Here is a 14,379-nt window from a genome sequence, read left to right as displayed (position 1 = left end):
CATAGGGTCGGGGGCGACAGGACCACCAGGCGCGAGGGCCACGCATGACGTCACCAGTGGGTTTCACACTCGTCCAGCTCCGCTACTTCCTCGTCGCCGCCGAACGCGGCTCGATGACGGAGGCGGCGGCGGAGCTGCACATCGCGCAGTCCGCCGTGTCCACGGCCGTCCACAACCTGGAGCAGGACCTCAGGGTCCAGCTGTTCATCCGCCGGCGCGGCCGGGGGCTGACCCTCACACCCGCGGGGGAGCGGCTCCGGCAGCAGGCGGAAGAACTCCTCGCCCGCGCCCGCGAGGTCGCGGAGGAGGCCAGAGGAAGGGGCGAGTCCCTCTCGGGGCCGGTGACCGTCGGCTGCTTCGTGACCCTGGCACCCCACTACCTGCCGGCCCTGTTCAGCGAGTGCACCCGGCGCCATCCGGGCATCGAGCTCGACGTCGTGGAGGCGGAGGCGGACCAGCTCGTCCAGGCCCTCACGGCGGGACGCGTCGACTTCGCGCTCACCTACGACCTCGGTCTCGCGGCCGAGCCGGACCTGGACGGCGAGACGGTCGCCCGGGCCCCGGCGTACGTCATCGTCGCGGCCGACCACCCGCTCGCGGGACGGGACAGCGTGGCGCTCGCCGAGCTGTCCACGGAGCCGCTCGTCCTGCTCGACCTGCCGCACAGCCGCGACTACTTCCGCTCCCTGGTGGCGGCCACGGGCACCGCGCCCGACGTGCGCTACCGCACCGGCAGCTACGAGACCGTGCGGTCCCTGGTGGCCCGCGGGCTCGGCTACTCCGTGCTCAACCAGAGGCCGGCGACCAGCCAGACGTACGGCGGCGGTGAGGTCGCCGAGCTCCGGCTCCGGGACGGCGGACCGCCGCTCGACGTCAAGATCGCCTCGGTGCGGAGCATGACCCAGACCGCCCGCGCCCGGGCGGTCATGGACCTGCTGCGGGAGATCGCGGGCGGGCCCGCCGGGGCCTGAGGCCTCACAGGTCGGGGCAGCCCGTCACCGCCCGCGCGTGGGCGAGGATCAGCTCACGGGCCCGGTCGGGGCGCAGGGCGGCGTTGCGGCTGACGATGTGCAGTCCGTAACCGTCCTCCAGGGCCACCAGGCCGTGCGCCAGGTCCGGCGCGGCCGCGGCGAGCGTGAAACCGCCGGTCGCGGCGCCCACGGCGAGCGCGGTGGTGTAGAGCGCGACCTCCCGGGCGAACAGCGAGGCCATCAGCTCGGCGTGCCCGGGGCTGCGGCCGGCGCGCCGGTGCAGTTCGTACAGCAGCCCGTGCACCGGGTCGTCCGTCATGCTCGGCAGACCGCTGTTCAGGAGGGCCCGCAGCCGCGCCGCCGGATCGTCGGCGGGTGCCTCGTCGTAGGCCTGCTGTCGGGTGGCCAGATAACTCTCCACGGCGCCCCGGTGCACCTCGAGGACGAGGTCGTCGAGCTCGGGGTAGTAGTACAGGACCGAGCCCTGGGAGACGCCCGCGGCCTCCGCGATGTCCTTGATGCGCAGGGCTTCGAGGCCGCGCTCCGCGATGGCCCGCCCCGCGGCGGTGACCAGGGCCTCCCGTCGTGCCGTCTGGTCGCGTGGTCTGCCTGCTTTCCTCATGACGCCCATTCTCTGATGCCCGGATCAGGTTGTGCAAGAAGTTCTTGTCCAGAGCATTGACGCCCGCTTCACCAATTGTTTGAATCCCAACTCAAAGAAGTCGGTGCGGACGATCCCCGCCGGGCTCCGCTCCCTCCCGCCGCCCCCGCGCACCGCCCGGGCCGCACCTCCCCCGCCCCCCCGAACGGGCACCGGCTCGCAGACGTCCCACGACGCGATCGAAGGCCACACCATGCAGACCTACGCCCACTGGCGGCAGCGCGCCGCCGACCTCACCCCCCGCACCCGCCTCTTCATCGACGGAGCGTGGACCGACCCCTCCGAAGACCACTGGCTCCCGACCGTGAACCCCGCGACCGGCAAGACCACCGCCCAGGTCGCGGCCGGCTCCGCCGCGGACGTCGTCCGGGCCGTGGCCGCGGCCCGCACCTCCTTCGAGGACGGCCGCTGGTCGCGCACCGCACCCGCGGAGCGCAGGCGGGTCCTGCTCGCCCTCGCCCGGCTCATCGAGGAGCACGGCGAGGAGCTCGCCCTCTGCGACACCCTCGACATGGGCAAGCCCATCGCGGAGTCCCACGGCACCGACGTCCCCGGCGCGGCCGGCGTCTTCACCTGGTACGCCGAGGCCGTCGACAAGCTCTACGACGAGGCCGCCCCCGCCCCGCCCGGCAACCTCGCCCTCGTCCGCCGCGCCCCGCTCGGCGTCGTCGGCGCGGTCGTGCCCTGGAACTTCCCCCTCGACCTCGCGAGCTGGAAGCTGGCCCCCGCCCTGGCCGCGGGCAACAGCGTCGTACTGAAGCCGGCCGAGCAGTCCCCGCTCTCCGCCCTGCTCCTCGCGGAGCTCGCCGCGGAGGCCGGCCTGCCCGACGGCGTCCTGAACGTCGTCCCCGGCCCGGGGGAGACGACCGGGCGGGCGCTCGGCCTCCACCCGGACGTCGACACCCTCGTCTTCACCGGCTCCACCGCCGTGGCCAAGCGCTTCCTCGCCTACTCCGCCGAGTCCAACATGAAGCAGGTCTGGCCCGAGGCCGGCGGCAAGAGCCCCAACGTGGTCTTCGCCGACGCCGACCTCGACGCGGCGGCCGAGCGCGCGGCCTGGGGCTTCGTCCACAACGCCGGGCAGGTGTGCTCCGCGAACACCCGCCTCCTCGTCGAGGCCTCCGTCGCCGAGGAGTTCACCGCCCGCGTCGCCGAGCACGCTCGCGGTTGGCTGCCCGGCGACCCCCTCGACCCCGCGACCCGGCTCGGACCGCTCGTCGACGAGGCCCAGGCCGCACGCGTCCTCGACGCCGTGCGCTCATCGGGCGGCACCGTCGTCTGCGGCGGCACACGGCCCGACCGGGACGGCGCCTACCTCGACCCCACCGTCGTCACCGGCCTCGGCCCCGACGCCCCGCTCGTCCGCGAGGAGCTCTTCGGACCCGTCCTCACGGTGCTCCCCTTCCGGGACGAGGCCGAGGCGGTCCACCTCGCCAACGACTCGGCCTACGGCCTCGCCGCCTCCCTGTGGACCCGGGACCTCGGCCGCGCCCACCGCGTGGCCGACGCCCTGCGCGCCGGGACCGTGTCCGTCAACACGGTCGACGCGCTCAGCCCGTACACCCCCTTCGGCGGGTTCAAGCAGTCCGGCCACGGCCGTGACCTCTCCCTGCACTCCTTCGACAAGTACACCGGCCTGAAGACCACCTGGATCGCGTACGGCTGACCCGCCGGCGACCGGAAGGACGCCGGCGCGGCACCCGACCCGACACCCTCACCCCAGCAAAGGGACCCACCACCATGACCAGCTCGCACACCGCAGACCTGATCGGCCTCGACCGGGCGCACATCATCCACCCCTACCTGCCGGGCACCGCCACCGAGCGCGTGATCATGACCTCCGGTGCCGGCTGCCGGCTCACCGACACCGAGGGCCGCGACTACCTCGACGCCACCGGCGGCCTCTGGCTCGCGCAGATCGGCCACGGCCGCGAGGAGGTGGCCGACATCGCCCACGAGCAGATGAAGAAGCTGGAGTACTTCACCAGCTTCTGGGAGTTCTCCAACGAGCCGGCCATCAAGCTCGCCGCCCGCCTGGCCGAGATCGCCCCCGAACCGCTCAACCACGTCTACTTCACCTCCGGCGGCTCCGAGGGCAACGAGGCCGCCATCAAGATGGCCCGCTACTACCACCACCGGCGCGGCGAGGGCAGCAGGACCTGGATCCTCGCGCGCAGCAAGGCGTACCACGGCATCGGCTACGGCGGCGGCTCGGCCACCGGCTTCCCCGTCTACCACGAGGGCTTCGCCCCGATGATGCCGCATGTCTCCCACCTCACGCCCCCGTGGCCGTACCGCAGCGAGCTGTACGGCGACGAGCCGCTCGCCCCCGAGCAGGTCACCGACTTCCTCGTCCGCGAACTCGAGGAGCGCATCGCCGAGATCGGCCCGAACAACATCGCCGCGATGATCGGCGAGCCCATCATGGGCGTCGGCGGCATGCTCGTCCCGCCGGCCGACTACTGGCCGCGGGTGCGCGAGGTCCTCGACCGGCACGGCATCCTCCTCATCTTCGACGAGGTCGTCACCGCCTACGGACGGGTCGGGGAGTGGTTCGCCGCCCAGTACTTCGACGTCACCCCCGACATCATCGTCACCGCCAAGGGCATCACCTCCGGCTACGTCCCGCTCGGCGCGCTCCTGGTGAGCGACCGGCTCGCCGAGGTGCTCCTGCGCGACCACGGCTTCCCCATGGGCTACACCTACAACGGCCACCCCGTCGCCACCGCCGTCGCCCTCGCCAACCTCGACATCATCGAGCGGGAAGGACTGCTCGCCCGCGCCACGAGCCTCGGCTCCTTCCTCCACGACGAACTCAAGGCGCAGCTGGGCGATCTGCCGATCGTCGGCGAGATCCGCTCCGTCGGCATGATGCTGGCCGTCGAACTGGTCCAGGACCGTGCCACCCGCGCCCCCCTGCCCCTCGACCCGGCCCGGATGCCCCACGACGTCATCCGCCGTGAGGCCGGCGTGATCGTCCGCGACTCCGCCCACAGCCTGGTCCTCTCCCCGCCGCTCGTCATGACGGAGACCGAGGCCAAGGAAGTGGCCACCGCGCTGCGCGGTGTCCTGGAGCGCACCGGTCCCACCGGCGAGATCCGCCCCGCCTGACCCCGCACGGGAGGCCCGGTTCCCCCGCCGGGCCTCCCCGACACGGACGCCACTCCGTCACCGCGCTCGCGCGCGCCTGCTCGCAGTACCCCTCTCCCCGCTAGGAACTGCCCGTGTCCTCCCCTCTCTCCGCCACCGACTCGCGCACTCCCCACACCACCTCCGGGCTGCGGCGCAGCCTGAAGCGCCTCGACATCACCGCCCTGGGCATCGCCGCCGTCATCTCCTTCGACACCGTCGGGCAGATCGCCACCGGCGGCGGCGAGGCCGCCACCTGGACAGCGGCCCTCGCCCTCTTCTTCCTCGTCCCCTACGCCCTGCTGTTCGCCGAGACCGGCGCCGCGTTCCCGCAGGAGGGCGGCCCGTACGTCTGGGTCAAGCTCACCCTCGGCCGTTCCGCGGCCGCGCTCACCACCCTGCTGTACTGGGTGACCAACCCGATCTGGCTGGGCGGCTCCCTGGTCTTCCTCGCCGCCGAGACCTGGGACGGCTTCGTCTTCCACCTGGGCTCGGGCACCTTCGCCGACTACACGTTCAAGCTGCTGTTCGTGTGGACCGCGATCCTCACCGCCGTCGTGTCCCTGCGCCGCGGCAAATGGATCACCACCCTCGGCGCCGCGGTGAAGGTCCTCACCCTCGCGGGGTTCACCCTGACCGCGCTGCTGTACGGGCTCGAACACGGCTTCCACGGGCTCACCGACGCCCACTTCACCCCGACCACGGCCGGATTCCTCGCCCTCGTACCGATCCTGCTCTTCGCGTATGTCGGCTTCGAGGCCCCCAACGCGGCCGGCGAGGAGATGCACGACCCGCAGCGCGACGTGCCCGCCGCCCTCGGACGTTCCGCGTCCGTCGCCGCCTGCTGCTACCTGCTGCCGGTCCTCGCGCTCCTCGCGGTCGTCCCCGCCCAGCAGGTGACCGGCATCGGCGGGTTCATGGAGGGCGCACGTCTCGTGTTCGGCATCTACGGCGGCGCGGGCGGCCCGCTCCTGACGCTCACCGCCGTCATGTTCGTCTTCGCCCTCCTCACCCAGGGCAGCGCGTGGATGATCGTCAGCGACCGCATGCAGGCGATGGCCGCCGCCGACGGCGGCTCCTTCACCCGCAAGCTGGGCGCCTTCCACCCCCGGCTCGGCACGCCCGTCCGCACCAACCTGCTCTCCGGAGCGGTGGCCACCGTCTTCATGATCGTGGCCATGCGGGTCGCGGAGGGTGACGCGGGCGCCGTGTTCGCCGTGGTCCTCACCGTGGCGGTCACCACCCTGCTCCTCTCGTACCTCGTCATCGTGCCCGCGCTCGTCCTGCTCCGGCTGCGCCGGCCCGAGGTCGTACGGCCCTACCAAGTCCCCTTCGGGCAGCGCGGGTTCATGATCTGCGCGGCCCTCGTCTACGCCTGGATCCTGGTCGGCTCCTGGTGCGCGCTCTTCCCCGGAACCCTGGAGGCGCTCTTCGGCGTCGAGTACGCCTTCGACGAGATCTGGGGCATGTCCCGGGCGGCGTTCGAGACGTTCACCCTCGGCACGGTGGCCGTGCTGCTCCTGGTCGGGGCCGCCGGTCTGGCGATCGCCCGCCGGGAGAGCCCGGACGCGTAGATCCATTGCAACGTTGCGTTGCATTAAGACACAGTGTCATTGCATCAATTTCGCAGTTGCAACCTGGGGTTATGTATTTTCGATCATTGACGGAACCCTGAACGCAACGTAGCTTTCGGGGTGCGTCAACCACCCGCTGCCGCGAGATCGAGGAATGACCATGACCGAGTCCGTCCACACCGTCAGCACCCTGCCGACCGAGCGCCCGTCCGGATGCCCCTTCGACCCGCCGGCCGAGCTGATCGACGCCCGCAAGCACGGCCAGATCAGCCGCTACACCCACCCCGGCGGGAAGCCCGGCTGGATCGTCACCGGACACGAGCTGGTCAAGTCGGTCCTGGCCGACCCGCGGTTCAGCTCGCGCAAGGACCTGATGAACGTGGTCGACTTCGAACTGCCGCCGGCGCCGCCCGGTGAGTTCCTGCTCATGGACGAACCGCAGCACGGGCGGTACCGGAAGCCGCTCGTGGGCAAGTTCACCGCGCGACGGATGCGCCTGCTCGCCGAGCGCGTCGAGCAGATCACCGCCGACTGTCTGGACGCCATGGAGGCGGCCGGACCGTCGGCGGACCTGGTGACCGCGTTCGCCAAGCCCATCCCCACCATCATCATCTGCGAGATCCTCGGCGTGCCGTACGAGGACCGGGACTCCTTCCAGGAGCAGATCGACAAGTTCATGAACGGAGAGACGAGCGACGAGGAACTGATCGCGGCCTACACCGCCACGCAGGACTACCTCGCCCGGCTGGTGGCCGCCAAGCGCGCGAACCCCACCGACGACATCCTCAGCGAACTCACCGACAGCGACCTCACCGACGAGGAGCTCAAGGGGATCAGCCTGATCCTCCTCGCGGCCGGCTTCGACACCACCGCGAACATGCTGTCCCTCGGCGCCTTCGCCTTCCTGCAGAACCCGGACCAACTGGACGCGCTGCGCGCCGATCCCGCGCTCGTGGACGGGGCCGTCGAGGAACTCCTGCGGTACCTGACCGTCGCCAAGTCCTTCATGCGGACGGCCCTCGAGGACGTCGAGGTCGGCGGGCAGACCATCGAGGCCGGCACGACCGTCGTCCTCTCCTACAACACCGCCAACCGCGACCCCGAGCGCTACGACAACCCGCACGAGCTCGACATCCGGCGGGACGCCGGCGGGCACGTGGCCTTCGGCCACGGCATCCACCTGTGCCTGGGGGCCCAGCTCGCCCGCGTCGAGATGCGGGTCGCGTTCGCCGCGCTGTTCCAGCGCTTCCCGACGCTGCGCCTGGCCGTCCCGGCCGAGGAGGTCGCGCTGCGCCCGGAGACCGCGGACATCTACGGCGTGAAGAGCCTCCCGGTCACCTGGGACGCGTGACGCACACGGGCCCGGGCACGGGCTCGGGCCCGTGCCCGGGCTCTCGGGCGCCGCAAGGTGCCCGTGCCCGGGCCCTGTTCATGCCGCCCGTCAGAAGATCCTGTGCTCCGTCCAGAACGGCCCGAGGTCCCTCGGCGTCGCCGCCTGTGCCGCGCGCTTGAAGTCCGCCGTGGTGGCGACCCCCAGCCAGTGGTCCCGCACGTAGCCGCGCAGCATGCCCGCCATCGCCGGGCCGCCCAGGACCCGCTCCAGATCGTGCAGGGCGCAGGCGCCGCGCAGGTAGACGACCCGGACGTACTCGGAGCGGTGGCCGTCCGCGTAGTAGCCCATGGGCCGCGTGAGGGCGGCCGTGTCGCTGGGCCACGCGCCCTGGTCCTCCCAGCAGACGGTGGAGTCCTCCCCGTAGTAGGACTGGTTCGCGTACTGGGCGAAGGACTCGTCCAGCCAGGGCGAGGAGAACTGGTCGTTGCCGACGATGCCGTAGAACCACTGGTGGGCGATCTCGTGCACGACGGCCGACCCCTCCGGTTCGGTCCACAGCAGGACGAGGCCCGGGAACTCCATGCTGCCGAAGTCGTCGAGGTTGTCGCTCATGACCAGGTCGAGTTCGCCGTACGGATAGCGCCCGAACCGTTCCCCGAACGCGTCGACCGATCCGACGGCGGCCCCGAGGTCGACGGCGACGCCCTCGGCGGACGTGGTGGCGGTCCAGTACGCGTGGAGGCGCACGCCGCCGGGCGTGGTCACCGTCCTCGTACGGAACGGGCCCGCCGCCCACGCGAAGTCCCGCACCCCGTGCGCGACGCTGGTGCTGACCGTGCGGCCGGGCGCGCCCGCGCGCCGGGTGGTGGTGCCCGTCGCAGGGACGAGCAGCGCGTCCGGGTGGTCGAGCACGACCCGGAAGTCACCGGCCAGGGTGTAGAAGCTCTCGCCGAAACCGACGTCCGGGTCGAGGTGCCGGCCCTGCTCGTCCCGTACGGACAGCAGGGGCAGCGCGTTGCCGAGGTAGCGGTGCGCGCCGTCGCGGCCGAAGCGGTGCACACGGTCCGGGACGGTGATCGCGAGGCCGAAGGAGACGCTCGCGCGCGCCCCGTACGGCAGCGGCGCCGGCAGATCGACCGTCAGCGCGGTGCAGTCGACGGCGAGCGGCCGCGGGCTGCCGCCGACGACCCCGCTCACCCGGACCGGGGACGGCGCGCCCGGGGTGCCGCAGCCGTCGGAGCCGTTGCCCCAGAGCCGTAGGTCGACCGAACGCAGGGGAGTACGGGAGGCGTTGCGGAAGGACACCGTCTGACGGCCGGTCCAGTGCGAGCCGTCGGCGTCGGCGCGCAGCGACACGTCGTAGGAGGGGCGGTCCGGAGTCGCCGCCCGCACGGGCGCGGCGGCCGTGGGGTCCTGCGCCGCGGCCGCCCGGGGGAGGAGCAGCAGGACGGAGGCGAGGGCGAGCGCCGTCGCCCGCCAGTACCTGAGCGAGGTCATGCCCGGCACGCTAGGGCCTGTCTGACAATTCCCGCCGGGTCCGGCCCGTCCGGCACGCACGCTCGCCGCACGGCCGAAACGCCCAAGTAGCTCCGCTACGAGGGCGCCCCGGCCGCACGCCGAGCGCACGCACCGGACGACCCGGCCTGATCCGACGCGAATTGTCAGACAGGCCCTAGAACGCCCGTACGCCCGGACGGGCGGATTCCGGGGACGTCGTCCGTTCCGCCACGCGCGGTCCGTGACCGGTTCCCGAGGCCGCGTCCTTCGCGTACCGCGCCGGATATGGGACGGTGAGGGCATGCCGGTTCCCGTGATTCTCGACTGCGATCCCGGTCACGACGACGCCTTCAACATCCTCCTGGCCGCCGCGCACCCCGCGATCGACCTGCTCGCGATCACCACCGTGGCGGGCAACCAGACGCTGGAGAAGACCACGCTCAACGCCCGCCGGGTCTGCTCGGCGGCGGGGATCAAGGACGTGCCGATCGCGGCGGGCCGCGACCGGCCGCTGCACGGGCCGCGCCGGATCGCGGAGAACATCCACGGCGACTCCGGCCTCGACGGACCCGGTTTCGCCGCGCGCGAACCGGACGTGCCGCAGGACCCTCGCGACGCGCTCACCCTCATCCGCGACACGCTCCTCGCGCACCCGGCACCGGTCACGCTCGTGCCGACCGGGCCGCTCACCAACATCGCGGTCTTCCTGCTCGCCCACCCCGAGCTCGCCGGGCGGATCGAGCGGATCGTGCTCATGGGCGGCTCGACGGGCCGCGGCAACACCACGCCCGCGGCCGAGTTCAACATCCTGTGCGATCCGGAAGCGGCGGACATCGTCTTCCGCAGCGGACTGCCGGTGACGATGTTCGGCCTCAACGCGACCCACCAGGTGCGGGCCACCCCCGAGGTCGTCGCCCGGATCGCCGCGCTCGGCACCCCGCTGAGCGCGCTCTGCGTGGACCTCCTCACCTACTTCGCCTCCACCTACCGCGAGGTGTACGGCTTCGACGCACCCCCACTGCACGATCCCCTCACCGTCGCCCACCTGATCGACCCGTCCCTCGTCACCCTGGTAAGGGCGGCGGTGACGGTCGAGCTCGACGGCACCCACACGCGGGGCGCGACCGTGGTGGACCTGCACGGGGTGACGGACCGGCCCGCCGACACCGAGGTCGGCATGAAGGTCGACACGGCCGGGTTCTGGAACCTGATCGTGGAGGCCGTGCGGGTGCTGGGCGGCTCGGGGAACCCGGGCGGCCCGTCCGACGGGTCGGGGTCGAACAGGGTCTAACGCGCGGCGAGTCGCTCCAGGAGGGCGGCGCTCCGGGCCAGCAGCGCCCGCTCCTCGTCCGTGAGTTCGGCCTCGATGGCCTGGGCGAGCCAGCCGGCCCTGCGGCCGCGCTCCGCCTCCAGCGCGGACCGGCCCGCGTCCGACAGCTCGACCAGGGACTTGCGGCCGTCGGTGGGGTGCGCGCGACGCGTGACCAGGTTCTGTTCCATGAGGAGCCCCACCGCACGGGCCATCGACTGGGGGCGTACGCGCTGATCGGCGGCGAGGTCACTGGTGGTCATGGCGCCGTTCCGGTCGAGCGCGCCGAGGACAGCGGCCTGGCCGAGCGGGATGCGGTCCTCGTCCTTGACGCGTCGGGTGAGCTTGCCCATCGCGGTGCGCAGTTCGGTGGCGATGGTGGCGGCTTCCGGCGTGGGCATACGGCACTTTACCCCGCGCGCCGGCCGCACGGTGCGGCTGTCCTGCACAGCCATGCTGTACAGCAAAACTGAACAGAAAAACTGAACAGCATTGCTGTAGAGTCTGTGCTCGTCGGGCTCAGCGCCAGCGCTGTCGCAGCCGGAGCCACGGCACACCACCACGGGGAGGAACCACCATGCCCACCGACGAAACCGGAACCGTCGACGCCGTCATCGAGACCGTCACCGCCCGCCGCATCATCGACAGCCGGGGCAACCCCACGGTCGAGGTCGACGTCGTCCTCACCGACGGCTCCCTGGGACGCGCGGCCGTCCCCTCCGGCGCCTCCACCGGCGCCCGTGAGGCCGTGGAACTGCGCGACGGAGACTCCGCGCGCTGGCACGGCAAGGGCGTCGACCGTGCGGTCGCCCACGTCAACGGGGAGATCGCGGCCGCCGTGCGCGGCCGGGACGCGGCGGACCAGGCCGCCGTCGACGCCGCGCTCGTCGCCCTCGACGGCACGGCCACGAAGTCCCGGCTCGGCGCCAACGCCGTCCTCGGCGTCTCCCTGGCCGTCGCCAAGGCGGCCGCGGCGGCCCACCGCCTGCCCCTCTACCGCTACCTGGGCGGCCCCGACGCCCACCTCCTACCGCTGCCGATGATGAACATCGTCAACGGCGGCGCCCACGCCGACAATCCCCTGGACTTCCAGGAGTTCATGATCGCCCCCGTGGGCGCGGACAGCTTCGCCGAGGCCGTCCGCATGGGCAGCGAGGTCTTCCACACCCTGCGCCGCGACCTGCTGGCCGCCGGCCACTCCACGGGCGTCGGCGACGAGGGCGGCTTCGCCCCCGCGCTGCGCACCGCCGAGGAGGCCCTCGACTTCGTGATGTCCGCCATCGAGCGCACCGGCTACCGGCCCGGCTCGGACATCGGCCTCATCATGGACCCGGCCTCGTCCGAGTTCTTCCGCGACGGCGTGTACGACTACGCGGGCGAGGGGGTGCGCCGTACCCCCTCCGAGAACGCCGACTACCTGGCCAAGCTCATCGACTCCTACCCGATCGTCTCCATCGAGGACCCGATGGCGGAGGACGACCTGGACGGCTGGCGCGAGCTGACCGCCCGCGTCGGCGACCGCTGCCAGCTCACCGGCGACGACGTGTTCTGCACCAACGAGACGCTGCTGCGCGAGGGCATCCGTACCGGCGTCGGCAACTCGGTCCTCGTCAAGGTCAACCAGATCGGGACCCTGACCGAGGCGCTCGCCACCGTGGCCACGGCCCACCGGGCCGGCTGGACGGCCGTCATGTCGCACCGCTCGGGCGAGACGGAGGACACCACCATCGCGGACCTGGCGGTGGCGACCGGCTGCGGTCAGATCAAGACCGGCTCGCTCTCCCGCTCCGACCGCACGGCGAAGTACAACCAGCTGATCCGGATCGAGGAGGAGCTGGGCGACTCGGCGCGCTTCGCGGGCCGCTCCGCACTGCGCCGGGCCTGACGCCCACGACCGTGCGGCGTCACCACCCGACGGTGGTGACGCCGCGTCAGGCGGGGTCGGTCACGTGCCGAGTCACGCGTTGTGGACGGTCACGGGGACCAGGACCGGCGTGCGCGCCGGGGTCCGCGAGGTGAGGTCCACGGGGGCCGCGAAGCGGACCGTCGACACCCGTGTTGAAGTTCTCCCGGTACGTCCTGTCGGCCTCGTAGCGCTTCGGCCGGACCATCTCGTACGCGCCCTCGAAGGCCGGGTAGCCCCACTCGTCGTTCTCGCCCAGCTGGTTGAACCGGGTGAGCCAGGTGGCGGGCCCGCGGCCACGTAAGGGGAGCGCGGTCCTCCCCTTGGCCGTGTCCGTACCCGGAGGGAACGGTTCTCCTTCCGGGTACGGCGAAGGACTCCCGGCCTCGGTTACGGCTGGCTGTCGAGCCAGCTCAATTTGTGCCCGTACAGCACCCGCTGGCAGTAGTCCGTGCCCACCGGATCGGCGGCGTCACGGTTCGCCGTGCAGTCGGCGGCCGACCCCGGGCGGTGCTCGGAGAGGGACCACAGGCGGCCCGTGCCCCGATCGATGTAGAGGTCCTCGGCGCCGCGGGCGGTCTTGACGGCCGCGCCGTTCGTGACCAGCCCGCCGTTGCTCCAGCCGTAGCGCCAGAGGTTGCCCGGCTCGTCGGTGCCCTTCGACTCGTTCACGTACAGCCTGCCGTTGTACGCCGCCGCCCCCTGCGCGCCGCCGTTCGTGAGCGGCAGGTAGTTGGCCCAGCCCTCCGCGGTGACGTCGGAGGAGCGGCCCTCCAGGTCCGCGACGGGGAAGGAGGCGATGCGGCCGGTGGACGGGTAGCCGCTCTGCGGACGGCAGTACTCACCCATGAGCAGACGGTCCGGGGTGGTGCTGCGGTCCAGGGAGATGTACGAGGCCTTCGGGGCGCCGGTGGAGACGCAGGCGTACGAACCGGCGGGGTTGCTCTGCGTCGCCTTGAACTTCCAGGCGGCGACCTGCGGCATCACATAGCGGTAGCCGAAGCTGTACCAGACGTTGTCGTGCCGGCCGACCTTCGTCTTGTCCTCGGTGTCGGCCGTGGTCTGCACACCGTCGGTGTCGCTGCCCATCGCGTCGTGCGTGGTGGGATCGCCGTCCGGGTCCAGGTCCATGATGTAACGCATGTCGAAGACGCGCAGACCGTTGCGGGTGTCGGCGACGTAGAGGTAGTTGCCGTACCAGGCGATCCCGCCGGCGTGGACACCCTTCTGGATCGGGTACTCGGAGGCGTGCAGCCCGTCGAAGGAGACGTGGTCGGCCGAGTTGATGTAGGTCCAGCCGAGCAGGACGTGCCGGTACTTGACCTCGGAGATGCCGGAGGCCGGGTTGACCCGGCTCTGTACGAAGGTGATGCGGACGCCCTTCTGGTTGCAGGCGTCGTTGGCCTCCACCTCGGCCGTGGTGCAGTCACCGGTCGCCGGGTCCGGGTCGTCCTCCCGGCCCGGGTCCCAGCCGTCGTACGAGGCGAACAGCTGGATGTTCCCGGCCGTGCCCCACAACTCGTCGTCCTGGGCGTCGGAAACGCCCGAGAAGCCCTGGGGGACCCACTCCCGCGAGGTGGAGTCGTCGCTCTGCAGGCAGTACTTGACGTCGGGATCCGCGGCGGTGCCGAACGGGTCACGGGCGCACCACGGCGTCACGGTGCGATTGGCCCCCGTCAGGAGGTTCTGCACACCCGACTTGGGGAGGACCGCGTCGAGGCGGGCGACCCGGGAGGTGGTCTCGGCGTTCAGGGCGCCGGGCGACAGGGTGAAATCACCGGGCGAGGCCGCGCCGCCGGGCGAGGTCCAGCCGGTGGCCGCGAAGGGGGAGGGCGCGGACGCGGCCGCGAGGGGCTCCTGGACCGTGGGGTCCGATGCGTCCTGCGGAACGACCTCGGCCTGGGCGGGAGCCACAAGACCGGTGAACACGAGCGAGGCCGCGGCGGCTGCGGTGAGCCAGACACGGCGTATTCGCCTTGAGGGCATGGGTGGGTGCCTCCGG

At 72.1% G+C, this 14,379-nt stretch carries 11 protein-coding genes; 7 read left to right on the top strand and 4 right to left on the bottom strand.

Going from position 1 to position 14,379, the window contains the following annotated elements:
• The first annotated feature begins 44 nt into the window (after positions 1–44).
• A complete protein-coding gene (locus ACWGN5_RS14105) occupies positions 45–971 on the top strand; it encodes a LysR family transcriptional regulator (protein ID WP_453514579.1) in 927 nt (308 codons plus the stop codon).
• Positions 972–975: 4 nt separating this feature from the next.
• Here the strand turns inward: ACWGN5_RS14105 and ACWGN5_RS14100 are convergent, their stop codons facing one another.
• The gene (locus tag ACWGN5_RS14100; RefSeq protein ID WP_453514577.1) at positions 976–1,593 is read right to left on the bottom strand and encodes a TetR/AcrR family transcriptional regulator; all 618 of its coding nucleotides are present in this window, start codon (positions 1,591–1,593) and stop codon (positions 976–978) included.
• 232 nt (positions 1,594–1,825) lie between these two features.
• Between ACWGN5_RS14100 and ACWGN5_RS14095 the strand changes: the two genes are divergently transcribed.
• The 4 genes from ACWGN5_RS14095 (at position 1,826) to ACWGN5_RS14080 (ending at position 7,686) form a co-directional block, all read left to right on the top strand.
• Positions 1,826–3,298, top strand: coding sequence for an aldehyde dehydrogenase family protein (locus tag ACWGN5_RS14095; protein ID WP_453514574.1), 1,473 nt, complete (start codon positions 1,826–1,828; stop codon positions 3,296–3,298).
• Between the two features lie 74 nt (positions 3,299–3,372).
• On the top strand, positions 3,373–4,743 hold the full coding sequence (locus ACWGN5_RS14090; RefSeq protein ID WP_453514573.1) for an aminotransferase family protein: 1,371 nt from the start codon (positions 3,373–3,375) through the stop codon (positions 4,741–4,743).
• Between the two features lie 113 nt (positions 4,744–4,856).
• Positions 4,857–6,335 (top strand): APC family permease, encoded by a 1,479-nt coding sequence (locus ACWGN5_RS14085; protein ID WP_453514571.1) that lies wholly within the window; start codon positions 4,857–4,859, stop codon positions 6,333–6,335.
• Between the two features lie 160 nt (positions 6,336–6,495).
• Positions 6,496–7,686 (top strand): cytochrome P450, encoded by a 1,191-nt coding sequence (locus ACWGN5_RS14080; protein ID WP_453514569.1) that lies wholly within the window; start codon positions 6,496–6,498, stop codon positions 7,684–7,686.
• Between the two features lie 90 nt (positions 7,687–7,776).
• Here the strand turns inward: ACWGN5_RS14080 and ACWGN5_RS14075 are convergent, their stop codons facing one another.
• The gene (locus tag ACWGN5_RS14075) at positions 7,777–9,165 is read right to left on the bottom strand and encodes a M1 family metallopeptidase (RefSeq protein ID WP_453514567.1); all 1,389 of its coding nucleotides are present in this window, start codon (positions 9,163–9,165) and stop codon (positions 7,777–7,779) included.
• A 301-nt stretch (positions 9,166–9,466) separates the two neighbouring features.
• Between ACWGN5_RS14075 and ACWGN5_RS14070 the strand changes: the two genes are divergently transcribed.
• Complete coding sequence (locus ACWGN5_RS14070) at positions 9,467–10,456, top strand: nucleoside hydrolase (RefSeq protein WP_453514565.1); 990 nt, start codon at positions 9,467–9,469, stop codon at positions 10,454–10,456.
• Here ACWGN5_RS14070 and ACWGN5_RS14065 read toward each other — a convergent pair.
• Positions 10,453–10,875, bottom strand: coding sequence for a MarR family winged helix-turn-helix transcriptional regulator (locus ACWGN5_RS14065; protein ID WP_369148324.1), 423 nt, complete (start codon positions 10,873–10,875; stop codon positions 10,453–10,455). The two genes, ACWGN5_RS14070 and ACWGN5_RS14065, sit on opposite strands and share 4 nt — an antisense overlap.
• Before the next feature lie 176 nt (positions 10,876–11,051).
• On the opposite strand from ACWGN5_RS14065, the gene eno reads away from it, so the two are divergent.
• A complete protein-coding gene (gene eno / locus ACWGN5_RS14060) occupies positions 11,052–12,359 on the top strand; it encodes a phosphopyruvate hydratase (RefSeq protein ID WP_453514563.1) in 1,308 nt (435 codons plus the stop codon).
• A 408-nt stretch (positions 12,360–12,767) separates the two neighbouring features.
• Here eno and ACWGN5_RS14055 read toward each other — a convergent pair whose 3' ends face one another.
• Complete coding sequence (locus ACWGN5_RS14055; protein ID WP_453514560.1) at positions 12,768–14,363, bottom strand: hypothetical protein; 1,596 nt, start codon at positions 14,361–14,363, stop codon at positions 12,768–12,770.
• Between the last annotated feature and the right edge of the window lie 16 nt (positions 14,364–14,379).

The sequence above is a fragment of the Streptomyces sp. NPDC055815 genome, assembly GCF_053616475.1.
The sequence above is the reverse complement of the archived record's forward strand: the minus strand, read 5'-3'. Positions and strand labels throughout refer to the sequence as shown.

Bases quoted from the DNA above. Each gene is read 5' to 3' on its own strand.
- ACWGN5_RS14105 (WP_453514579.1), top strand. From the start codon at position 45: ATGACGTCACCAGTGGGTTTCACACTCGTCCAGCTCCGCTACTTCCTC.
- ACWGN5_RS14100 (WP_453514577.1), bottom strand. From the start codon at position 1,593: ATGAGGAAAGCAGGCAGACCACGCGACCAGACGGCACGACGGGAGGCC.
- ACWGN5_RS14095 (WP_453514574.1), top strand. From the start codon at position 1,826: ATGCAGACCTACGCCCACTGGCGGCAGCGCGCCGCCGACCTCACCCCC.
- ACWGN5_RS14090 (WP_453514573.1), top strand. From the start codon at position 3,373: ATGACCAGCTCGCACACCGCAGACCTGATCGGCCTCGACCGGGCGCAC.
- ACWGN5_RS14080 (WP_453514569.1), top strand. From the start codon at position 6,496: ATGACCGAGTCCGTCCACACCGTCAGCACCCTGCCGACCGAGCGCCCG.
- ACWGN5_RS14075 (WP_453514567.1), bottom strand. From the start codon at position 9,165: ATGACCTCGCTCAGGTACTGGCGGGCGACGGCGCTCGCCCTCGCCTCC.
- ACWGN5_RS14070 (WP_453514565.1), top strand. From the start codon at position 9,467: ATGCCGGTTCCCGTGATTCTCGACTGCGATCCCGGTCACGACGACGCC.
- ACWGN5_RS14065 (WP_369148324.1), bottom strand. From the start codon at position 10,875: ATGCCCACGCCGGAAGCCGCCACCATCGCCACCGAACTGCGCACCGCG.
- eno (WP_453514563.1), top strand. From the start codon at position 11,052: ATGCCCACCGACGAAACCGGAACCGTCGACGCCGTCATCGAGACCGTC.
- ACWGN5_RS14055 (WP_453514560.1), bottom strand. From the start codon at position 14,363: ATGCCCTCAAGGCGAATACGCCGTGTCTGGCTCACCGCAGCCGCCGCG.